This is a genomic window from Streptomyces sp. YIM 130001 (assembly GCF_003574445.1).
Lineage (GTDB): Bacteria > Actinomycetota > Actinomycetes > Streptomycetales > Streptomycetaceae > Streptomyces.
Window position 1 is genome coordinate 16,076 of record NZ_KZ984563.1, and the last position, 22,458, is coordinate 38,533.

The 22,458-nt window shown below is 70.6% G+C and carries 18 protein-coding genes; 8 read left to right on the forward strand and 10 right to left on the reverse strand.

The features are described from left to right. Positions 1 to 345 precede the first annotated feature (345 nt). From DSC45_RS25795 to idi, 3 genes are all read left to right on the forward strand, one after another. Entirely contained in the window at positions 346 to 1,284 is a 939-nt protein-coding gene (locus DSC45_RS25795; protein WP_119294343.1) for a cation diffusion facilitator family transporter, read from the forward strand. Between the two features lie 221 nt (positions 1,285 to 1,505). Then, positions 1,506 to 2,747: a bifunctional class I SAM-dependent methyltransferase/N-acetyltransferase gene (locus DSC45_RS25800; protein ID WP_119294344.1), complete on the forward strand. Its 1,242-nt coding sequence runs from the start codon at positions 1,506 to 1,508 to the stop codon at positions 2,745 to 2,747. 179 nt (positions 2,748 to 2,926) lie between these two features. Next, positions 2,927 to 3,523, forward strand: coding sequence for an isopentenyl-diphosphate Delta-isomerase (gene idi, locus DSC45_RS25805; protein WP_119294345.1), 597 nt, complete (start codon positions 2,927 to 2,929; stop codon positions 3,521 to 3,523). A 21-nt stretch (positions 3,524 to 3,544) separates the two neighbouring features. Here idi and DSC45_RS25810 read toward each other — a convergent pair whose 3' ends face one another. Further along, positions 3,545 to 4,057 carry an ATP-binding protein gene (locus DSC45_RS25810; RefSeq protein ID WP_119294497.1) on the reverse strand — a complete coding sequence of 171 codons (513 nt, stop codon included), beginning with the start codon at positions 4,055 to 4,057 and terminating at the stop codon, positions 3,545 to 3,547. A gap of 129 nt (positions 4,058 to 4,186) precedes the next feature. Continuing rightward, positions 4,187 to 4,843, reverse strand: a complete 657-nt coding sequence (locus DSC45_RS25815; protein ID WP_119294346.1) for an HdeD family acid-resistance protein — start codon at positions 4,841 to 4,843, stop codon at positions 4,187 to 4,189. Positions 4,844 to 4,927: 84 nt separating this feature from the next. Between DSC45_RS25815 and DSC45_RS25820 the strand changes: the two genes are divergently transcribed. Then, the gene (locus tag DSC45_RS25820) at positions 4,928 to 5,716 is read left to right on the forward strand and encodes an enoyl-CoA hydratase/isomerase family protein (protein WP_119294347.1); all 789 of its coding nucleotides are present in this window, start codon (positions 4,928 to 4,930) and stop codon (positions 5,714 to 5,716) included. 52 nt (positions 5,717 to 5,768) lie between these two features. Here DSC45_RS25820 and DSC45_RS25825 read toward each other — a convergent pair whose 3' ends face one another. Further along, a complete protein-coding gene (locus tag DSC45_RS25825; protein ID WP_119294348.1) occupies positions 5,769 to 6,413 on the reverse strand; it encodes a DJ-1/PfpI family protein in 645 nt (214 codons plus the stop codon). A gap of 70 nt (positions 6,414 to 6,483) precedes the next feature. Beyond that, complete coding sequence (locus DSC45_RS25830) at positions 6,484 to 7,458, reverse strand: GlxA family transcriptional regulator (protein WP_119294349.1); 975 nt, start codon at positions 7,456 to 7,458, stop codon at positions 6,484 to 6,486. Between the two features lie 134 nt (positions 7,459 to 7,592). Between DSC45_RS25830 and DSC45_RS25835 the strand changes: the two genes are divergently transcribed. Both DSC45_RS25835 and DSC45_RS25840 read left to right on the forward strand, forming a co-directional pair. Then, complete coding sequence (locus tag DSC45_RS25835) at positions 7,593 to 8,456, forward strand: SCO6745 family protein (RefSeq protein WP_119294350.1); 864 nt, start codon at positions 7,593 to 7,595, stop codon at positions 8,454 to 8,456. A 132-nt stretch (positions 8,457 to 8,588) separates the two neighbouring features. Next, on the forward strand, positions 8,589 to 11,054 hold the full coding sequence (locus DSC45_RS25840) for a Tex family protein (protein ID WP_119294498.1): 2,466 nt from the start codon (positions 8,589 to 8,591) through the stop codon (positions 11,052 to 11,054). 76 nt (positions 11,055 to 11,130) lie between these two features. On the opposite strand, the gene DSC45_RS25845 is transcribed toward DSC45_RS25840, so the two are convergent. From DSC45_RS25845 to DSC45_RS25860, 4 genes are all read right to left on the reverse strand, one after another. Then, positions 11,131 to 11,562 carry a TrmH family RNA methyltransferase gene (locus DSC45_RS25845; RefSeq protein ID WP_240434852.1) on the reverse strand — a complete coding sequence of 144 codons (432 nt, stop codon included), beginning with the start codon at positions 11,560 to 11,562 and terminating at the stop codon, positions 11,131 to 11,133. 186 nt (positions 11,563 to 11,748) lie between these two features. Continuing rightward, the gene (locus DSC45_RS25850) at positions 11,749 to 12,771 is read right to left on the reverse strand and encodes an oxidoreductase (RefSeq protein ID WP_119294352.1); all 1,023 of its coding nucleotides are present in this window, start codon (positions 12,769 to 12,771) and stop codon (positions 11,749 to 11,751) included. A gap of 207 nt (positions 12,772 to 12,978) precedes the next feature. Beyond that, positions 12,979 to 14,694: a BCCT family transporter gene (locus DSC45_RS25855; RefSeq protein ID WP_240434853.1), complete on the reverse strand. Its 1,716-nt coding sequence runs from the start codon at positions 14,692 to 14,694 to the stop codon at positions 12,979 to 12,981. A gap of 117 nt (positions 14,695 to 14,811) precedes the next feature. Further along, entirely contained in the window at positions 14,812 to 16,101 is a 1,290-nt protein-coding gene (locus DSC45_RS25860; protein ID WP_240434854.1) for a M14 family metallopeptidase, read from the reverse strand. 363 nt (positions 16,102 to 16,464) lie between these two features. On the opposite strand from DSC45_RS25860, the gene DSC45_RS25865 reads away from it, so the two are divergent. After that, complete coding sequence (locus tag DSC45_RS25865) at positions 16,465 to 17,982, forward strand: M1 family metallopeptidase (RefSeq protein ID WP_119294355.1); 1,518 nt, start codon at positions 16,465 to 16,467, stop codon at positions 17,980 to 17,982. Between the two features lie 167 nt (positions 17,983 to 18,149). Further along, a complete protein-coding gene (locus DSC45_RS25870; protein WP_119294356.1) occupies positions 18,150 to 18,881 on the forward strand; it encodes a MerR family transcriptional regulator in 732 nt (243 codons plus the stop codon). Between the two features lie 78 nt (positions 18,882 to 18,959). Here DSC45_RS25870 and DSC45_RS25875 read toward each other — a convergent pair whose 3' ends face one another. Next, on the reverse strand, positions 18,960 to 21,137 hold the full coding sequence (locus DSC45_RS25875; RefSeq protein ID WP_119294357.1) for a 3-hydroxyacyl-CoA dehydrogenase NAD-binding domain-containing protein: 2,178 nt from the start codon (positions 21,135 to 21,137) through the stop codon (positions 18,960 to 18,962). Between the two features lie 49 nt (positions 21,138 to 21,186). Continuing rightward, on the reverse strand, positions 21,187 to 22,401 hold the full coding sequence (locus DSC45_RS25880; RefSeq protein ID WP_119294358.1) for an acetyl-CoA C-acetyltransferase: 1,215 nt from the start codon (positions 22,399 to 22,401) through the stop codon (positions 21,187 to 21,189). Positions 22,402 to 22,458: the final 57 nt, after the last annotated feature.

Here is a 22,458-nt window from a genome sequence, read left to right on the forward strand (position 1 = left end):
GGTTATCGGATGTTGGGAAGGGTCGGTTCACCGCCCGTTCATGGCCCCATAAGGGCAGTCTGCGTGGCGGCCGAACCGCGGCCATCATCGTGGATCACCACTCCGCGCGACAAACCGCGCCCTCGCACCGCCCCCCTCCCGGCGATCTTGCCGACGCCCTGACCAGGCATCATTTCCGCAGGTCAGGGCACATGACAACGGTGTTCAGTACCGTGTTGCCCGATACCCCCTACCCGTAGTTCACTGAGGTCGTCGGAGGTCGGCGGCAGCGACTGGTGTCCGGCCGGACAGGGGCGGAATGTCCGTAGACGTACGCCCCGGAGGAATCGACCCGAGGGGGAAGTGATGGGGGCAGGACACGACCACGGTCACGCACAGGGTGCGGCGGCCGGCGGGACCGTGTCGGCCGCGTACCAAGGGCGGCTGCGGGCGGCGCTCGCGATCACGCTCGGCGTGATGGTCGTCCAGATCGTCGGCGGCCTGATGGCCGACTCGCTGGCCCTGGTCGCCGACGCCGCGCACATGGCGACCGACGCGGTCGGGCTCGGTATGGCGCTGCTCGCCATCCACTTCGCCAACCGTCCGACGACGGACAACCGGACCTTCGGCTACGCCCGCGCCGAGATCCTCGCGGCACTGGCCAACTGTCTGCTGCTCCTCGGCGTCGGCGGCTACGTGCTCTACGAGGCGATCGAGCGGTTCATCACCCCGGCGCAGACCGACGGCCCGCTCGCGATGCTCTTCGGCGCGATCGGCCTGGTGGCGAACATCGCATCCCTGAGCCTGCTGATGCGCGGCCAGAAGGAGAGCCTGAACCTGCGCGGCGCCTTCCTGGAAGTCCTGGCGGACGCCCTCGGCTCCGCCACGGTGATCATCGCGGCCGCAGTGATCATGATCACCGGCTGGCAGGCCGCGGACCCCGTCGCCTCGCTCGTCATCGGTCTGATGATCGTCCCCCGTACGGTGCGGCTGCTGCGCGAGACGCTGAACGTGCTCCTCGAGGCGGCGCCGAAGGGCGTGGACATGAACGAGGTGCGCCAGCACATACTCGAGCTGCCCGGCGTGGAGGACGTGCACGATCTGCACGCCTGGACGATCACCTCGGGGATGCCGGTGCTGTCCGCGCACGTGGTGGTCAGCCACGAGGTACTGGACAGCGTCGGGCACGAGAGGATGCTGCACGAACTGCAGGGCTGCCTCGGGGAGCACTTCGACGTCGAGCACTGCACCTTCCAGCTGGAGCCGAGCGGGCACGCGGAGCACGAGGCGGGTCTCTGCCACTGAGGTCCCGGTCCGCCGTCACCGACGCCTTGGCCGGCGGGCAGCACACGGGAGTCGGCGACCACACACAGTGATACGGTGGCCGTCGATTCCTGAGGAGGTGGGTTGATGACTGTCGCGTTCCGCGCCGATGTGCGCAGCGATCAGGTACTTCCCATTCTCCGGGCTCGCGGCTGACCGGCGGCCACGCCTCCCCCGAGCCCTCGTTCAAAGGGTTTCCCACGTTGTCCGACAACGCCGCCTCGTACGAGGCTTTCTTCACCCTGCACCGCGGCCTTCCGCGTCAGGGCCCCGGCTCCGAAGCCACCACCCGTCGCCTGCTGTCGCTCGCCGGTCCGCTGCCGACCCGTCCGCGGGTGCTCGACCTGGGCTGCGGTCCGGGCCGCAGCGCGCTGCTGCTTGCCGCCGAGGCAGGCGCGGAAGTCACCGCGGTCGACCTGCATGAGCCGTTCCTCGAAGAGCTGCGGACCGCGGCCGAGGCGCGGGGCCTGGCGGATTCCGTCCGCACCGTCCGAGCCGACATGGGCGAACTGCCGTATCCCGACGGGTCGTTCGACCTGGTCTGGGCGGAGGGCTCGGCGTACAACATCGGCTTCGACGCGGCGCTGCGCTCGTGGCGCCGGCTGCTCGCGCCCGGCGGCACGCTGGTGCTCACCGAGTGCGAGTGGACGGCGGAGCCGTCCGCGGCGGCCCGCTCCTTCTGGGACGCGCAGTATCCGCTGCGCGGCCGGGAGGAGAATGTCCGGGCCGCGCAGCGCGCGGGCTATCGGGTGCTCGGGACGTACGCACAGCCGGAGTCCGACTGGCACGCGTACTACGGACCGCTGCAGGAGCGTCTCGACGCGGCCGATCCGGTCGATCCCGGTATGCCGGAGGCGATCGCGGCCACGCGCGCCGAGCTGGCGATGCGCGCCGAGCACGGTGGCGAGTACGGGTACGCGGGATACGTGCTGCGCCCGTCCGGCTGGCCCACGCGGCCGGAGGAGCCGGCCGACTCGGCAGCCGTGTTCGCGGTGAACGCCGCGGCCTTCGAGACCGACACGGAGGCGCGCCTCGTCGACGCCCTGCGCGCCGACCCGGAGGCCTGGCTGCCCGGGCTCGGTCACGTGGCCGAGGCTCCGGACGGCTCGGTCGCCGCGTACGCGCTGCTCACCCGGTGCCGGGTCGGCGGGGAGCCGGCGCTGGCGCTGGCCCCGGTGGCGACCGCGCCCGAGTACCAGAACCAGGGTGCGGGCACGGCCGTCGTGCACGCGGTCCTGGAGGCTGCCCGCGCGCGTGGTGAGCGCTTGGTGGTGGTGCTCGGGCATCCCGCCTACTACCCGCGCTTCGGCTTCACCCGGGCGTCCGGCTCGGGCATCGGGGTGTCCTTCGACGTACCGGACGAGGCTCTGATGGCCCTCGTGCTGGACGGCTCGGACCATCCGCCGCGCGGCACGGTCAACTATCCGGCTGCCTTCGGCGTCTGATGCCGTGTGTCCCTTCCGGTCCCCCGAGGGGCGGCCGGAAGGGACATGCAGGAGGGTACGAAGTGCCGGGAGTGCCGGAATCGTGCGGCAGACTTGTGATCGTGTTTCCGGACGGGCGCGGGGCGTCCCGGCCCCTGGTCCGGAGGCTCTGAGGTTCGAGACCACAGCGAAGGATGGCCATGCCGATCACACCAGCCACCGCGGCGAACGGTTCACCGCAGGAGTCGACCGACGAGCCGATCTTGCTCGAACTGGTCGACGAGGACGGCAAGACGATCGGCACGGCCGAAAAGCTCTCCGCGCACCAGGCACCGGGCCGGTTGCACAGGGCGTTCTCGGTGTTCCTCTTCGACGAGCGCGGCCGGCTGCTGCTGCAGCAGCGGGCGCTCGCCAAGTACCACTCCCCCGGTGTGTGGTCCAACACCTGCTGCGGTCATCCGTACCCGGGCGAATCGCCGTTCGCGGCGGCTGCCCGTCGTACCTACGAGGAGCTCGGTGTCTCGCCGTCGCTGATGGCGGAGGCGGGCACGGTGCGCTACAACCATCCGGACCCGCATTCGGGCCTGGTGGAGCAGGAGTTCAACCATCTCTTCGTGGGGATGGTGCAGTCGTCGCTCCGGCCGGATCCCCTGGAGGTCGCGGAGACGGCCTTCGTCACGGCGTCGGAGCTTGCCGTGCGCCATGAACAGGGGCCGTTCTCGGCCTGGTTCATGACGGTGCTCGACGCGGCACGTCCTGCGGTCCGGGAGCTGACGGGGCCCGCCGCGGGCTGGTGACAGGCACGGATCCCACCGCGGTCAGAGCGGCGGCGTACGGGGTTTGAGCGGCAGGGCCGCCCAGATCACCTTGCCGCCGCTCGCGGTGTGTTCGGCGTCGCAGGCGCCGCCCGCCTCCTGGGTGATCTCGCGGACCAGCAGCAGTCCGCGGCCACCGGTCTGCCCCTGGTCGGCCTCCAGCGCCCGCGGGCGGTACGGGTGGCTGTCCTCGACCGACACCCGCACCCAGTCCGCCCCGACGGCCACCTCGACGGCCAGCATCGGAGAGAGCACGGCAGCATGGCGTACGGCGTTCGTCACCAGCTCCGAGGCGATCAGGAGCAGGCCCTGGAGGATCTCCTCGCCCACCGGAACGCCCTGCCGTGCGAGCAGGTCACGGACCGCATGCCGGGCCTGTGGCACCGAGGCGTCGACCGCCGGTGCACTGAATCTCCAGACGCCCTCGTACGGCAGCGGCCCCGCCGCCGGCGCGTCGGTGGGCACACTCCCTCCGGCCTGCGGGCTCGGGATGTCACCCCAGCCGCCGTTGTCCATCCCGCGGTCGCCACCCTCACGCTCGATCGTCGCCACACCACCGAGTTTGGGAACGTTCTGGTCCGTACCGCGCGACTGATCAGAACTTGACGACTATCGACGACTTCTGACTGTTGGCGTATGACAGCGTCAGTTGTGGGACTGATCCTGCTCTTCTTCTGCTGTCTTCGGAGGGGTCGCCGAAGCACGTCCCGGACGCAGCCGGTCTCGCTCGGGGTCCTCGACCAGGCTGACGATCCTGCGGCCGCCGAGTCCCATCGCGATCAGGGCAAGACCGTCGAAGAGCAGCGCGAGCGCGAAGAAGGTACCGATCACGTAGAGGCTGCTGCTGGGCCATTCGACGAGCACCAGGATGCCGAGCAGGATGCCGAACGCGCCCTGCACCAGGGTCAGTCCGAACTGCGGCCCGCGCACCACCGCACTGCCCACCAGCCGGAACACACCGCCGGTGAGGAACAGCAGGGCGGCGAACATGGTCAGCGCCTCGGCGGTGCCGGACGGGTGCCGGATGACGACGACGCCGGCCGCGAGGTTCAGCGCGGCGACGACCACACCGAGCCAGAAGAAGCTGCTGCCGCGCATCTGCACGGCCTGCAGGAGGCCGACGAGACCTCCGACGAGCAGCAGCCAGCCGAAGAGCAGCATCGACGTCAGGGTGGCCACGCCGACGTAGATCAGGCCGAGCAGTCCGCCGAGGACCAGGATCGCGCCCAGTGCGGCGAGCCAGCCCAGACTGCGGCGCAGGCCGCGGCCTTCCTTCGAGGGTGATTCAGCGGACGCGGTCATCGGGTCCTCCTCGTGGCACCCCCGCACCGTTCGGCACTCCCCTCACCGATCGTACGTTCGGGACCGGCGGATAGCATCCGGCGCATGGGGCACACCGAGAACGTCGCCGGACCTGCCGCGAGTGGCACTGCGCGGCTGCGGCACACCATCGCGGACGGCGTCGCCACCGTGGTGATCGACCACCCGGCGAAGCGCAATGCGATGACGGACGCGATGTGGGCCGCGCTGCCGTCGGTCCTCGCCGAGCTGGCGGCCGACCCCGCGGTTCGGGCGCTGGTCCTGACAGGGGCGGGGGAAACGTTCTGCGCGGGCGCCGACATCTCCGGGCTCGGCCGGCCGGGGGGTGCCGCCCAGGAACTCGCGGTGCGGGCCGAGGAGGCGCTGGCCGCGTTCCCGAAGCCGACGCTCGCCGCGGTGCGCGGGTACTGCGTGGGCGGCGGGTGTCAGCTGGCGGCCGCCTGCGATCTGCGGTTCGCCGAGGAGGGCGCCTCGTTCGGCGTCACGCCCGCGAAGCTCGGGATCGTCTACCCGGCCTCCTCGACGGCCCGTCTCGCCGGTCTCGTGGGGCCGGCGACCGCCAAGTTCCTGCTGTTCTCGGGTGAGTTGATCGACTCGGCGCGGGCGCTGCGCACCGGCCTGGTGGACGAACTCCTGCCCGGCGGCCGACTGGACGCGCGCGTGGCCGAGTACACCCAGACCCTGCGGGCACGCTCGCAACTGACCCAGGCCGCGGCCAAGGAGTTCGCGGACGGCCGCGTCGACCGCTCGGCGTACTGGGCGCAACAGGCCCGCGCCGGCGGCGACACGGCAGAAGGGATCGCCGCCTTCCTGGAGCGGCGGGCCCCCCGCTTCACCTGGACGCCTCCGCGGTGACGGGCGGGCCGCGTCCCGCACGTCGGGCCCGGTGATCGGTGGTCCCGGCCGATCAGCTCGGGGCCTCCTCCCGGAAGCGGCTACGGCCGCGGAGACGCTCGACGATGTGAGCGGGCGCCTTCTCCGGTGACCCGGCGTCGTAGGGCGGCTGCGGGTCGTACTCGGTCATGAGCTGGATGGACTGGGCCGCCTCGTCGCCGGCGATCCTGCCGACCAGAGCGAGGCCCATGTCGATCCCGGAGGAGACGCCCGCCGCCGTCACGTACTTGCCGTCGAAGACGACCCGCCGGCCCGTGGCCTCGGCACCGAGTTCGGCGAGCAACTCGAGAGCCAGCCAGTGCGATGTGGCGCGGCGGCCCTTCAGGAGCCCTGCGGCGGCCAGCGCGAGCGAGCCCGTGCACACGGACGTCGTCCAGGTGCTGGTGGCGTCGGCCGCACGCAGCCACCCGAGGAGCGCCTCGTTCTCCATCTGGTCGCTCTGTCCCGGGCCGCCGGGCACGACCAGGATGTCGGGGTCCGGCACCTCGGCGAACGTACGGTCGGCGACGAGCGCGAGCCTGCCGCTGTCGTCGCGCACCGGGCCCTGCTGCTCGGCGACGAACACCACCTCGGCTCCCGGCATGGCCCCGAGCGTCTGGTACGGGCCGATGGCGTCGAGGGCGGTGAATCGCTCGTAGAGGGCGATGGCGATCTGCATGTGGGTTCCTGTTCCTCGGGAGTTGACCGGTGCTGTCGGGGTTGGTTCGGCGACTGCGGCAGGTGGAGGGTCAGGCGGCGGGTGATGCCTGGAAGCGGCGCCGGTACTCCGCCGGAGTCGCCGAGAGCGCCTTGACGAAGGCGCGCCGCATCGCCTCGGGAGTGCCGTAGCCCGCGGCGCGCGACACCTCCTCCACGCCCGAGGAGGTGTCCTCGAGCAGGCGGCGTGCGTGTTCCAGGCGGACCCGCTCGACGTATCTGCCGGGTGTCGTGCCGGTCTCCGACCGGAACGCGCGCGCGAAGTGCCGCGGCGACAGGCTGGTGCGCGCCGCGAGCGCGTCCACGGACAGATCGGCGTCCGGATGCTCCGTGATCCACTGCTGGACGTCGCGCAACGGCTCGCGCCGCGCGGTCTGCGCCGCGAGCTGGACGCTGAACTGCGCCTGGTTTCCCGGCCTTCGCAGGAAGACGACCAGATGACGTGCGACGGTCAGCGCCGCGTCCCGGCCCAGGTCCTCCTCGACCAGGGCAAGAGCCAGATCGATGCCGGACGTCACCCCGGCGGAGGTCGCGACCCGGCCGTCCCTGACGTAGATCGGATCCGGGTCGACGTCGATACTCGGGTGATGACGCGCGAGCGTGTCGCAGTACGCCCAGTGCGTGGTGGCCCGACGTCCGTCGAGAAGACCGGCCCGGGCGAGCAGGATCGCGCCGGTGCAGACCGAGACGAGCCGTTCGGTACGCGGGCCCTCCCGGCGCAGCCACTCGACGAGCCGCGGATCCGGTTCCCGGGTGCCCTGACCGCCCGGCACCACGAGTGTGCGCGCGGGTGGGGCGTCGGCGAGGGCGTGGTCGGGGACGAGGGTCAGTCCGCTGGAGGTGCGGACCGGCGCACCGTCGAGCGACGCCGTACGCACCTGGTAGGTCTCCGGGACCCCGACGGCGTGCCCGGCTCCGGCGAACACCTCCACGGGTCCGGTGACGTCGAGGCTCTGCACGGCGTCGAAGAGGAGGACCACGACGGTGCCCTGGGGCGATTGCTGCATGCCCTGGATTCTGCGCGGACCCACGGATGTCCGCAATGACGAAGAACCCACCTTTCCTGCCATCGAGAAGGCATCCGCCGACGGAAGGGAGCCCCTCCCTTCCGTGCGTACTAACCAGTCGGTAACGTGCAGGCATGACTTCGCTGCCCCCGCGCGCCGGACGCCGCTGCCACAACGCCGTCAACCCGCTCCACTCGATGGTCTACTTCTCCAAGGACATGACCGAGGAGCTGGCCGGGGTCGGCATCAAGGACCCGAGCGCCGCCTACTTCGCGGCGCGAGCCGCGGCCATGGGCCCCGTCGGTCCCGGTGTGGTGACCGCCACCTTCTACAACTTCAAGCACGATCTGGTCGCCCGCTGGGTGCCGGACGTCTGGAACACCGCCTCCCCCGAGACCGTCCTCGCGGCGCGGCTGCGGGCCGCCGACCGCACCTGGCGACGGCTGTTCGGGGACGAGGCCCTCGCCACGGACGCCATCGCCGAGGCCGCAGAGCTCGCACTGCGCGCCGCCGAGGCCTGCACCCGCCAGGCGAAGCCGCTGTACGCCGCGCACGCCGACCTCCCGGTGCCCGAGGAGCCGCACCTCGCGTACTGGCACGCCGCGACCCTGTTGCGCGAGCACCGCGGCGACGGCCACCTCGCCGTACTCCTCGCCGCCGGACTCGACCCCGTCGAGGCGCTCTACAGCCACACGGCCACCGGCAAGGGCATCTCCCCGAAGTGGATCCTGAACACCCGAGGCTGGAACCGCGAGGAGTGGGACGACGCCGGAGCACGGCTGCGGGAGCGCGGACTGCTCGGCGCCGACGGGGAGTTGACCGACGAGGGCGTGGCGCTGCGCCGTGACATCGAGACCGAGACCGACCGCCTGGACGCGGCCCCGTACGAGCACCTCGGGGCCGCCGGAGTCGAACGCCTCACCGAACTCGCCGGGGGGCATCTCGCCCAGGCGTTCACCGAAGGCGCCTTCCCGCACGACCTGCTCGGCAAGGACTGAGGGCTCCGGCCTGCGGAAGGCCCCGACAGCAGCGGCTCGCCGGACCGGACGCACCGGCCCCCGGCCCTGTCGGTGCCACCTGCCACAATGCTGGCTCAAGCTCAGCGAGAAGGCGGTACGGGAATCGTGACACTGAAGCTGCCACCCTCCGTGGGGAGCATCGAAGGCAGGATCGCCGAGGAACTCGGCGTACGCGAACGGCAGGTGAAGGCGGCCGTCGACCTGCTCGACGGCGGTTCGACGGTGCCGTTCATCGCCCGTTACCGCAAGGAGGCGACGGAACTCCTCGACGATGCGCAGCTGCGCACACTCGAGGAGCGGCTGCGCTACCTGCGGGAGCTCGAGGAGCGGCGTGCGTCGGTCCTCGAGTCGGTGCGGGAGCAGGGCAAACTCACCGAGGAGCTGGAGCAGAGCATCCGGGCGGCCGACACCAAGGCCCGCCTCGAGGACATCTATCTGCCGTTCAAGCCCAAGCGCCGCACCAAGGCGCAGATCGCGCGCGAGGCAGGTCTCGAGCCGCTCGCCGACGGGCTGCTCGGCGACCCGAGTGTGGATCCGCACGCTGCGGCGGCCGCGTTCGTGGACGCCGGCAAGGGTGTCGCGGACGCGGGGGCCGCGCTGGACGGCGCCCGCGCGATCCTCACCGAGCGCTTCGGCGAGGACGCGGACCTGATCGGCGAGCTGCGTGAACGCATGTGGCAGCGCGGCCGGTTCGCGGCGAAGGTGCGGGACGGCAAGGAGACCGAGGGCGCCAAGTTCGCGGACTACTTCGACTTCGCGGAGCCGTTCACCGAACTGCCCTCGCACCGTGTGCTGGCGATGCTGCGCGGCGAGAAGGAGGAGGTCCTCGACCTCACCCTCGAACCGGAGGAGGCCACTGAGCCCACGGCGGGTCCGTCCTCGTACGAGGGCATGGTGGCGCACCGCTTCGGCGTCGTGGACCGTGGCCGTCCGGGCGACAAGTGGCTGCAGGACACCGTCCGTTGGGCCTGGCGCACCCGCATCCTGGTGCACCTCGGGATCGACCTGCGACTGCGGCTGCGCACGGCGGCCGAGGACGAAGCGGTCCGGGTGTTCGCGTCGAATCTGCGCGATCTGCTGCTCGCGGCGCCCGCCGGCACCCGGGCGACGCTCGGCCTCGACCCGGGTTTCCGTACGGGTGTGAAGGTCGCCGTCGTGGACGACACGGGCAAGGTGGTGGCGACCGACACGATCTACCCGCACGTCCCGGCCAACAAGTGGGACGCCGCGCTGGCCTCTCTGGCGAAGCTCGCGGCCGCCCACTCGGTGGACCTGATCGCGATCGGAAACGGCACGGCGTCCCGCGAGACGGACAAGCTCGCCGGTGAACTCATCGCCAAGCACCCCGAGTTGAACCTCACCAAGGTGATGGTCTCGGAGGCCGGCGCATCGGTGTACTCGGCCTCGGCGTTCGCCTCGCAGGAACTTCCCGAGCTCGACGTGTCGCTGCGCGGAGCGGTGTCGATCGCCCGCAGGCTGCAGGACCCGCTGGCCGAACTGGTCAAGATCGACCCGAAGTCCATCGGCGTCGGCCAGTACCAGCACGACCTGTCCGAGGTGAAGCTGTCCCGCTCGCTCGACGCGGTCGTCGAGGACTGTGTGAACGGGGTGGGGGTGGACGTGAACACGGCGTCCGCTCCGCTGCTCGCCCGCGTCTCCGGCATCGGCTCGGGCCTCGCGGAGAACATCGTCTCGCACCGCGACACGAACGGCCCGTTCCGGTCCCGCAAGGGGCTCAAGGACGTGGCCCGGCTCGGCCCGAAGGCGTACGAGCAGTGCGCCGGCTTCCTGCGGATCCGCGGCGGCGACGACCCGCTCGACGCGTCCAGCGTGCACCCCGAGGCGTATCCGGTGGTGCGCCGGATGGCGAAGACCACGGGCGGCGAGGTGGCCGCCCTGATCGGGAGCACCTCGACGCTGCGCTCGCTGAAGCCCGCCGAGTTCGTCGACGACTCGTTCGGCCTGCCGACCGTCACGGACATCCTCAAGGAGCTGGAGAAGCCCGGACGCGACCCGCGGCCGGCCTTCAAGACCGCGTCCTTCAAGGACGGGGTGGAGAAGATCTCCGACCTGGCGCCGGGGATGGTCCTCGAGGGCGTCGTGACGAACGTGGCCGCCTTCGGCGCCTTCGTCGACGTCGGTGTGCACCAGGACGGTCTGGTGCACGTCTCGGCGATGTCGAAGACCTTCGTGAAGGATCCGCGTGACGTCGCCAAGCCGGGCGACATCGTCAAGGTCAAGGTCCTGGACATCGACATCCCGCGCAAGCGGATCTCGCTGACGCTGCGTCTGGACGACGAGGCGGCGACGGAGTCCGGCGACGGCGGCCGTGGTGCGCGTGGCGGCCGTCCCCCGCAGCAGCGCGGCGGCGAGCAGCGCGGCGGCGGGCGCGACCGGCGCGGCGGCGCCCCCGAGCGGCGCGGAGGCAACGCCGGCCAGGAACGACGCGGAGGCGGCAACGGCGGCGACCGGCGCGGCGCTTCAGGTGGCGGTCGCGGCGGCGGCAGCCGTCCGGCTCCGGCCAACAGCGCGATGGCGGATGCCCTGCGCAAGGCGGGCCTGGTCGACCCGAAGTGAGGCACGGCGTCAACTCCACCCGGGCCGGGTGGAGTTGACGCTCCTCACCTCGACACCGCAGCTCCCCGGCGCCCGCTCAGGCCAGCCCCGCCAGCCGGTACAGCACCAGCGATCCGGCGACAGCGACGTTCAGGCTCGCCCCCGTCCCCACCATCGGGATCTCCACGCAGACATCGAGCAGATCGAGTGCCTCCGGCGGGATTCCCGACTGTTCGTGGCCGAGCACGACCACGGTCGGCTCCCGGGCCGCGGGCAGATCGCCGAGACGTACCGATTCCTCGGCCAGTTCGACTCCGACGATCCGTACGCCCCGCTCCCGCTGCCGGACCAGCCAGCCGAGCGGGTCGCCGGTCCAGTGCGTGCACAGCGGCTTGCGCAGAGTGTTCCCGCGGGCCAGCGCCTCGGGCACCCACGGGAAGCGCGGCACCGTCAGACAGGCACCGACGGCGTCACAAGTGCGGGCGAGCGTACCGAGGTTGGCGCCGTGCAGCGGCCACAGGGGTGCCACGTAGAGGTGGTCCCAGCACGAGTGAGCGCGGGGCCTGCGGGCCCGGCGCAGGTCTCCGCGGCTGCGCGGACGGATCGCCGGTCCGCGCCGTCCGGCGCTCACCGCACCGCGGAGGATGCCCTCCGGTGGTCCTCAACTGTCATGGTGGAACGGCGTTTTGTGCCTGCCGGAGGCCTTGGGTCCGGGTCAGCGCGCCAGTGGCGAGACCAGCACGCTCCCGGTGGTGCGCGCCACGATGAAGGATCGCCCCTTGGTGGCCCGCGCGTCCAGCGGAATTCGGTGCCGCCCCGCCTCCAGGACGTCGTCGAACACCTCGTGCACATGGGTGCGGTAGAGCCGGTCGAGGCGGTACGCGGTGAGCGTGACCCGGCAGGTCGAGGTCACCTCCACGCCCGCCTCGCTGTCCGCCGCGACCAGTTCGGTCAGCCGTCGCTGCGCCGCCGGGCTCCGGTCGAGCGCGTCCTCGATCTGTGCCACGAGCAGCGGCACGACGGGCGCGAGGCCGTCGACGTACGCCACATCGGCGCCCGCCTGCTCGAACGCCGCACGGACAGCGCTACGCCGGGACTCGGGCACGGCCCGGCCGAAGGCGACGGCGCCGTAAGTGGCCAGTTCCTGGGGCGGGATGGCGGCGACGTCCTCGGTGATCTCGGCGCCGATCCCGATGATGCGCAGCGCGGCCGCGAGCTTCGCGAGGACGGCGGCGCGGGCGCCGATCAGGAGCACCCTGCGGTGTTCGGCCGGGTCGTCGACCGCGAGCAGCCGGGACAGTTCGGCACGGTACTGGTCGCCGCGGAAGCGGAACGGGCCTATCCCGTGGTAGCCGTTGCGTTCCAGATCCAGTCGCTCGTCCGTCTGCCAGGCGAAGTCCCGCCAGACGACATCGTCGCCCGCGCGCTCGATGACGGCGGTCACGGCGCCGCATTCCAGGCCCTCGCACTCCGGACAGCCGTAGATCAGATGGCGGCCGCCGGCCAGCGGCGGTTCCGCTTCAAGCAGCAGGCCGCGCACCTGGGCCGTGAAGATCGCCGGTGGCACGTCCGCGGCCAGCGGCGACACTGCGTCCAGGTCCGAGAGCTGGAAGAGCAGGGGGCGCCCGTCGATGATGAAGTCCGTGAAATCCCGGTGGACTTGATAGTTCCCGTCGGCCGTCACGGCACCGGCGCGCATCGCTGGTGCCAGGCCGAAGCTCGCGTACTCGGCTGACATGACCTGAGTATCCCCACCTCGGGCGCGATCGAGCCGGGCAACCGGCAATCCGTTGAGGGGCTTTCGGCTTTCGCGGGACGCGACGGTCGCGAGCGCGGCCCGGCGGGCAGGGTACTGCACGCGATCGGGCGCCCCGTCCGGTGGACGGGGCGCCCGATCAAGGGCCGCAATGCCCTGGGTTTCAGCGGTTGTCAGACGAGACGGAGGTCACGAGGACTTCGGCGGAGCGTCGGTCTTCGTGGTCCCCGAGGTCTCCTCCGCCTCCTCGGCGCCTTCCTCGTCGGGCGGCGTGGCGGCGATCTGGAACTCGAAGTCCCCGTCGAACTGCTCGTGGCCCGCGATCACGGCCATCTCGACGGCTTCCTCGCCCTTCTCCGCCCGCACGATCAGCGGGTCCTTGCGCAGGTCGCGCATGAGGGCGAAGCACATGCCGACCATCACCACGGCGAAGGGAGCCGCCACGAGGATGGTGAGATTCTTCAGGCCTTCCAGGGCGTTGTCCTTGCCGTCGCCGATCAGCAGCATGACGGCTGCGACGGCACCGGTGACCGCACCCCAGAAGATGACGACGAACTTGCTCGGCTCGAAGGTGCCCTTCTGCGACAGCGTGCCCATCACGATGGATGCGGCGTCCGCACCGGACACGAAGAAGATGCCGACCAGGACCATCACCAGGATGCACATGGCAGTGGCGATCGGGAACTCCTTGAGCAGCCCGAACAGTTGACCCTCGACCGTCTCCTGGGCCGCCAGCTGCTTCGTCTCGGTGAGCTTCATCGCCGAGCCGCCGAAGACGGCGAACCAGACCAGGCTCACGCTGCTGGGCACCAGGATGACGCCACCGATGAACTGACGGATCGTACGGCCACGGCTGATGCGCGCGATGAACATGCCGACGAAGGGCGTCCAGGAGATCCACCAGGCCCAGTAGAAGACCGTGTAGCTGCCGAGCCAGTCGGCGATGCCCTCACCACTGGATGCCTCGGTACGGCCCATGAGCTGCGGCAGGTCGCCGACGTAGTGCGCCACGGAGGTGGGCAGCAGGTCCAGCATCACGATCGTGGGGCCCGCGATGAAGACGAAGAGGGCCAGGATGCCGGCCAGGACCATGTTGATGTTCGACAGCCACTGGATGCCGCGCTCGACGCCGGACACCGCGGACAGGACGAACGCCGCCGTCAGCACCGCGATGATGACCACGAGCAGGCCGGTACCGGCCTGAGTCCAGTCGAGCTCCTTCATACCGCTGCCGATCTGCAGCGCACCGAGACCCAGCGAAGCGGCAGAACCGAACAGCGTCGCGAAGATCGCGAGGATGTCGATGACCCGGCCCCAGGCACCGTTGGCGTGCTTCTCACCGATCAGTGGCGTGAACACGGCACTGATGGTCTGCCTGCGGCGCCGCCGGAAACAGCTGTACGCGATGGCCAGACCGACCACCGCGTAGATCGCCCAGGGGTGCAGCGTCCAGTGGAACAGCGTGGTGGACATCGCCGTTTCCATCGCCGCGGCGGAGTCCGCCGGGTCGGTGCCGGGCGGCGGGTCGTTGTAGAACGTGAGGGGCTCGCTCACGCCGTAGAACATCAGGCCGATACCCATACCGGCGCTGAACATCATGGCGATCCAGGACACGGTCCTGAACTCGGGTTCCTCACCCTCGTTGCCGAGGGTGATCTTTCCGTACCGGCTGATCGACAGCCACAGGGCGAACACCACGAAGCCGGAGGCGGCGAGCACGAACGCCCAGCCGCCGTTGTGCACCAGGCCGGTGAGCATCTTCCCCGACACACTCTCCAGCGAGTCGGTCGAGATGGCCCCCCAGAGCACGAACGCGAGGGTGAAGGCGGCGGTAACCCCGAACACCACACGGTCGGTCCGGGGGCGCTCGGTTTCGTGTGGACCTTCGGGGAACTCCGCCGTCACCGGCGAATCCCCCCCACCGGTCGGGTTCTGTGCGTCATGCGACACAAGCGGCACCTTTCATAGCTATGAATTTTTCTCCTTGTACCCCCTACCACAGGTGACATGTGTCCCGGCTGTTCAGCAATCCGGAACGGGCCGCGCGTTGGTGAGGTGATACGTGGCACGCTCGTCGAGCAGTAGCGGTACGAGAGCACGCATCGACTGCCTCAGGGGTACAAAAGCACCGGCGCCGTCCCGCCGCACGGTGACGCCGTGGAGTGCGAGTTCGTCGCGCACGTCAGCGTACTGGGCCGGTTCGAGGGCGTAGCCGCACGGGGGGTCGGCGATGATCTCGGACGGTTCTGCCGGCTCGTTGTCGGCGCCGCCGAGGTAGACGGGGCCCCGATCGGCGTAACCAGCCCTGCGGGCTTCGGCGGTGGCGGAGCGCAGCGGGCCCGCACGGTCCTTCGCGTAGGTGAAGAGTCCCTGGAGCGCGGACTGCTGCGAGGCGACGCGGCGGCGGTTGTTGAGTGCCTCGTCCTCCTTCTCGGCGTCGGTGAGCGGATCGACCCGGCTCTCGATGAGCAGGCCGGCGGAGTGTTTCACACCCGACGCGTTCCGCAGAATGCGCTCCTGGCCGTCGCCCGCCGTCTGTTTGAGGGGGTCTCCGGTTGCCGGGTCGGTCCAGATGCCGTACGTGCCGGTCGAGTGTCCGTCGCCCTCGGCCGCGGGGCGCACGTGGTCGCCCGACAGGAGCTCCGACTCCGTGTGCACCTTGTCGTGGGTGTTGAGGTTGCGCGGCCACAGGTCGAACAGGTCCTTGTCGTAGTACGGGGGCGTGGCGCCGTACTCGTGCAGGTCGTAGATGACGTCCGGCCGGTGGTCGCGCATCACGGCCGCCATGGCCCGGGCCTCGGCGGTCTCGAGCGCGATGTGGTCGCGGTTGACGTCTACTCCGTCCGAGTTACCCCGGGTGTCCGCGGCACGGCCGTCGGGGTTCGCGGTCGGGATCACGAGGAACCTGGTGTGCGAGCGGAGGCTGCGGGTCCGCTCGTCCTGTCCGTAGCTCAGGTCGCGGATCGTGGAGAGGCAGGCCTCGCGCCCGGACGGCTCGTTGCCGTGCTGACTGCATACCAGCAGCACGGTCGCGGCGGTGCGGTGGCCGGAGCCGATGCTGACCAGTTGGAGCGGGCGGCCCTGGTCGGTGGTGCCGATGCGTTCGACGCTGGTGCGGTCGTTCTGGCGGTCCACGGTGGCGAGCAGTTGCTGTTCCTCGGGCTGGGTGGTCCAGCGTTCACCGTGGGTCCGCTCGAAGCCGGTCCGCGGCGGCGACGGCGTGCCGGCGGCCCGGGCGGGTGCGGTGAGCACGGGGACGACCAGGGCGGTGGCGGTCGCGGCGACGAGTGCGGCGCGCAGTCGGGAACTCACGGAGTATGCCTCCCTGTTGCGGGGTGGTGCGCGGACACCGGGGCCGGACGTGCGGGTGTACGGCACTGGGGGTGCCGCGCGGCCCGGTTGCCCGACGGCATGAGGCGGAAGGTACTCCGATGCGGGGTCGGGCATAAGGGGGCGTGATCGCCGGTGTCCGCCAACTCCCCCGCACTGCGGGGCCGATAGGGCCGCGTACGGCCGGCCCAGGGTCGTGGTGCGCCGGATCCGACCTGGTAGCGGATGTCACCCGCGTGGCGATCATGTGACAGGAGGGGCCATGGACATGACCGGGACCGGCGGTACTCAATAGGCTCGTCCAGTCCCTCAAACCCCCCTCCCCCGTGAAGACTTGGAGCCACTGTGCACCGCAGACTCATCGCCCCGAGCGCGCTCGCGGCCAGCCTCCTGCTGGCGATCCCGGCATCGGCCGCCGACCACGCACCGGGCGCACCCGGGATCGGCGACCCCTACTACCCGGCGAGCGGCAACGGCGGATACGACGTCTCGCACTACGACCTGCGACTGAAGTACCAGCCGAAGACCGACCTGCTCGAGGGCACCGCGACACTGCTGGCGACCACCACCGAGGACCTGTCCCGGTTCAATCTGGACTTCGGCCTGAAGGTCAGCGAGGTACGGGTCAACGGCAAGAAGGCGGAGTTCACCACCTCCGGCGACCAGGAGCTGGAGATCACTCCGGCGACACCGCTGCCGAAGGGCGCGTCGGCGACGGTCGTGGTGCGGTACGCGGGCAAGCCCTCCGAGGTCGAGATCAACGGCTACACGGCGTGGCACCGCACACCGGACGGCGGCATCGCCGCGCAGGAGCCCGAGTCGGCCGCCTGGTGGTTCCCGTCGAACGACCACCCGCTGGACAAGGCGACGTACGACGTCTCCGTGCAGGTACCGAACGGCAGTAAGGCGATCAGCAACGGCGTGCTGCAGTCGGAGAACCCGGTCGGCTCGGACTGGACGCGCTTCAACTGGCGCTCGGACAAGCCGCAGGCGACCTACCTCGCCACACTCGCGGTCGGAAAGTTCGACATCACCACGGACACCACCGAGGGTGGCCTGCCGGTCCTGAACGCCTACAGCAAGGACCTCGGTGCGAACGACGGCGCCGCACGGGCCAGCATCGAGCGCACCGCCGAGGTCACCGACTGGCTCACCGAGGTCTTCGGCCCGTACCCGTTCAACGCGGTCGGCGGATACGTCCCGAACGTCACCAGCGGCTATGCGCTCGAGACGCAGACCCGGCCGTTCTACAGCCCGAAGCAGTTCGCGAACGGCTCGAACGTGTCCGTGGTCGTCCACGAGATCGCCCACCAGTGGTACGGCGACAGCATCTCCCTCAAGGGCTGGAAGGACATCTGGGTCAACGAGGGCTTCGCCCGCTACAGCCAGTGGCTGTGGTCGGAGAAGGAGGGCGAGGGCACGGCGCAGGAGCTCGCGGACTACACCTACGCCCAGCACCCCGCGGACGACGAGTTCTGGACGGTCAAGCCCGGTGACCCGGGTCCGGACAACCAGTTCCACGCCGCCGTGTACGACCGTGGCGCGCTCGCCCTGCAGGCCCTGCGAGGCGAGATCGGCGACAAGGCCTTCTTCGAGATCCTCAAGGGCTGGCCCGCCGAGAACGCGTACGGGAACGCCGATGTGAAGGACTTCGTCGCCTACGCGGAGAAGGCCTCGGGCAAGCCGTTGGCCGGCCTCTTCGACACCTGGCTGTACCAGGCGTCGAAGCCCTCGGCGCCCGCGGCGGACGCTGCCTCCCTGGCCCGCTCCGGCGCGAAGGCGGAGCGCCCGAAGTCCTGGAAGCAGATCGCGCGTACGAACTCGATCCACGACCACGACCACGACCACGACCACGACCACTGAGCGTGCAGCGGGTGCGGGCCCGGTGTCGCACCCGGTCCGAGTTCCTCCCGGCCCGGCCCTTCGTCGAAGGGCCGGGCCGTTCCGTACCGCCGCGGGCACTTTCACAACAGTGGTGAGACAGCAATACTGTTGCACCGGACCTGACAGCGGTGGGAGAGGGAGCGCTCATGACGACGGAAGCCGAGGAGCCGACCCTCACGGTCGACGAGCTGGCCGCCCGCGCCGGGGTCACGGTCCGCACCATCCGCTTCTACAGCACTCGTGGCCTGCTGCCGCCGCCCGCGATCGGACCGCGCCGGGTCGGACGCTACGGCCCCGATCACCTCTCGCGTCTCGCGCTGATCGAAGAACTGCAGCACCAGGGCATGACGCTGGCCGCGATCGAGCGCTATCTGGAGCAGCTCTCGCCCGATCTGAGCGCGCGGGACATCGCCATCCACCGTGGCCTCGTGGCCAGTTGGGCGCCGGACACGGTCGAGGACATGAATCGGGCGGAGCTCGAACGCCGCGCGGGCCGGAGCCTGGAGGAGGCGGATCTCGACCGTCTGGCCGCGCTCGACGCGCTCGCCAGGACCGAGGACCCGGACGTCTTCCGGGTGGATGTCGGGATGCTGCGTCTCAGTGTCGAACTGCTCAGCGTGCCGTTCACACCCGAGGCGATCCTGGCCTCGCGCGCGGTGCTCGTCGAGCACACCCGTGCGGCCGCGCAGGATCTGAGCCGCATCTTCCGTGACGAGGTCGGCGAGCCGCACGGGGACTCCGGGAGCGACGCCGACCGTGTGGCCGCGATGAAGTCGCTGTCCGCCCATATGCAGCCCCTGGTGATCCAGGCCCTCGTCATGGCGTTCCAGCGCTCGCTCCGTGAGGAGCTGCGCGGCGCCTTCCGGCCGGAGTCCTGAGCACCCGTACGCGGTCGGACTACGACGCACCGGGGCCGGCCCGCGTCGTGAGAAGCGGACCGGCTCTCGTGCGGGGTGTCAGGCGTCGGTGAAGGTCTCGCCCTTCTCCGCCTTCTCGACGAGCAGCGCGGGCGGCAGGAACCGGTCGCCGTAGCGCTCGGCCAGCTCGCGGGCGCGCGCCACGAAGCCGGTCGGGCCGCCCTCGTAGCCGTTGATGTACTGCAGCACGCCACCGGTCCAGGCGGGGAAGCCGATGCCGAGGATGGAGCCGATGTTGGCGTCGGCCACCGAGGTGAGCACGCCCTCCTCGACGAGGCGGACCGAGTCGAGGGCCTCGGAGAACAGCATCCGCTCCTTCATGTCCTCGAAGGAGATGCCGGCGCCGTCGCGCGTGAAGTGCTCGCGCAGGCCCGGCCACAGTCCGGCGCGTTTGCCGTCCTCGCCGTACTCGTAGAACCCGGCGCCGCCGCTGCGTCCCGGGCGGCCGAACTCGTCGACCATCCGGTCGATGACGGCTTCGGCGGGGTGGCCCGGCCAGGTGCCGCCGGCCTCCTCGACAGCTCGCTTGGACTCGTTGCGAATCTTCCGCGGCAGGGTGAGGGTCAGCTCGTCCATCAGGGAGAGGACCTTGGCCGGGTAGCCGGCCTGGGCCGCGGCCTGCTCGACGGAGGCGGGCTCGATGCCCTCTCCGACCATCGCCACGCCCTCGTTCATGAACTGGCCGATCACGCGGGAGGTGAAGAAGCCGCGGGAGTCGTTGACCACGATCGGGGTCTTGTTGATCTGGCGCACCAGGTCGAAGGCGCGGGCCAGCGCGCCCTGCGAGGTCCGCTCCCCCTTGATGATCTCGACCAGCGGCATCTTGTCGACCGGCGAGAAGAAGTGCAGGCCGATGAAGTCGGCCGGCCGCGAGACGCCCTCGGAGAGCGAAGTGATGGGCAGAGTAGAGGTGTTGGAGCACAGGAGCGCGTCCGGTGCGACGACGTCCTGGATCTCCTGGAACACCTTGTGCTTGAGCGACGGGTCCTCGAAGACGGCCTCGATGACCGCGTCGCAGCCGGCCACGTCCTGCGGGTCGGTGGCCGGGGTGATGCGGGCGAGCAGGGCGTCCGCCTTGTCCTGGGTGGTGCGTCCGCGGCCGACGGCCTTGGCGCAGAGCTTCTCCGAGTACGCCTTGCCCCTGGCGGCCGCCTCGGCGGACACGTCCTTGAGGACCACCTCGATGCCGGCTCGCGCGCAGGAGTAGGCGATGCCCGCGCCCATCATTCCGGCACCGAGCACGGCGACCTTCGTGACCTTGCGCGGCTCGACGTCCTTGGGGCGGTTGGCGCCGGAGTTGACGGCCTGCAGGTCGAAGAAGAAGGCCTGCGTCATGTTCTTGGAGGTCTGGCCCGATACCAGCTCGGTGAAGTAGCGCGCCTCGATGGTCCCCGCGGTCTCGAAGTCGACCTGGGAGCCCTCGACGGCGGCGGCGAGGATGTTCCGCGGGGCGGGGTAAGGGGCGCCGTTCGTCTGCTTCTTGAGGTTCGCCGGGAAGGCGGGCAGGTTCGCGGCGAACTTCGGGTTGGCCGGGGTGCCGCCCGGGATCCGGTAGCCCGGCTGGTCCCAGGGCTGCTGGGCCTCGGGGTTGGCGTCGATGAACGCCCGCGCCTTGGCGAGGAGTTCGTCCCGGTCGGCGGCGACCTCGTGGATCAGGCCGTTGTCGAGGGCGCGCTTCGGGTTGTACTGGGTGCCCTGCAGCAGCACCTTGAGCAGCGCGTCGGCGATACCCAGCAGGCGCACGGTGCGGGTGACGCCGCCACCCGCGGGGAGCAGGCCGAGAGTGACCTCCGGGAGACCGATCTTGGTGCTCGACCCGTCGAGCGCGACACGATGGTGGCAGGCGAGGGCGATCTCGTAACCGCCGCCGAGGGCAGCGCCGTTGATGGCCGCGACGACCGGCTTGCCGAGGGTCTCGATGCGGCGCAGGTCGCGCTTGATGCCCTGGCCGGCCTCGAAGGCGAACTGGGCGGTCTCGGGGGTGACGGCGATCAGCTCGCGCAGGTCGCCACCGGCGAAGAAGGTCTTCTTGGCCGAGGTGAAGATGACGCCGCGCACGCTGTCGCGCTCGGCTTCGAGGCGGTCCGTGACCGCGGTCAGGGAGGCCTTGAAGGCCTGGTTCATGGTGTTCGCGGACTGGTCGGGGTCGTCGAGTACGAGGGTGACGACGCCGGTCTCGTCCTGTTCCCAGCGGATGGTCGTGGGCTCGGTGCTCATCTGGCTTTCTCCGTAAGGCCGTAAGTGAGGGATCCGGTTGGGACGGACGTCAGAGGCGCTCGACGATGGTGGCGATGCCCATGCCGCCGCCGACGCAGAGCGTGGCGAGGCCGTAGCGCTTGTCCTGGCGCTCCAGTTCGTCGACGAGGGTGCCGAGGATCATCGCGCCGGTGGCACCGAGCGGGTGGCCGAGGGCGATGGCGCCGCCGTTGACGTTGACCTTGTCGAGGGAGAGGCCCATGTCCCTGACGAAGCGTAGGACGACCGCGGCGAAGGCCTCGTTGATCTCCACCAGGTCGATGTCGTCGATGGTGAGCCCGGCCTTGGCGAGCGCCTTGCGGGTGGCCGGTGCGGGGCCGGTGAGCATGATCGTGGGCTCGGATCCGGAGACGGCGGCCGAGACGATACGGGCGCGCGGGGCGAGGCCGTACCGCTCCCCCACCTCGCGGGTGCCGACCGCGACGAGGGACGCGCCGTCCACGATGCCGGAGGAGTTGCCCGCGTGGTGGACGTGCTCGATCTCCTCCACCCAGTGGTACTTCTGCAGCGCCACCGCGTCGAAGCCGCCCAGGTCGCCGATGTCCTTGAAGGACGGCTTGAGGCCGGCGAGCGAGTCGGCGGTGGTGCCGGGGCGCAGGTGCTCGTCGTGGTCGAGGACGGTGAGGCCCGAACGGTCCTTGACGGGGACGATGGAGCGGTCGAAACGGCCGTCCTTCACCGCGGCGGCGGCGCGCTCCTGGGAGAGCGCCGCGTACTCGTCGACGTCGCGCCGCGAGAATCCCTCGATGGTGGCGATCAGGTCCGCGCCGATGCCCTGCGGGACGAAACCGGTCTCGTAGTTGGTCATCGGGTCGGCGAACCAGGCGCCGCCGTCGGAGGCCATCGGCACGCGCGACATCGACTCGACGCCGCCGGCGAGCACCAGGTCCTCCCAGCCCGAACGGACCTTCATGGCCGCCAGGTTGACCGCCTCGAGGCCCGAGGCACAGAAGCGGTTCTCCTGAACACCGGCGACCGTGTCGGGCAGTCCGGCGGCGATCGCGGCGATCCGTGCGATGTCGGAGCCCTGGTCGCCGACCGGGCCGACGACGCCGAGCACGATGTCGTCGACGGCAGCCGGGTCCAGGTCGGGGAAGCGGTTTCGGACCTCGTGGATGAGGCCGACGACCAGGTCGACGGGCTTGGTGCCGTGCAGGGCGCCGTTGGCCTTGCCACGGCCGCGCGGGGTGCGGATCGCGTCGTATACGTACGCTTCGGTGCTCAAGGTCTGGGGCCTTTCCGTGTGCGGTACGGGGTGAGGGTCGGTCGGGGCGGAGTGCGG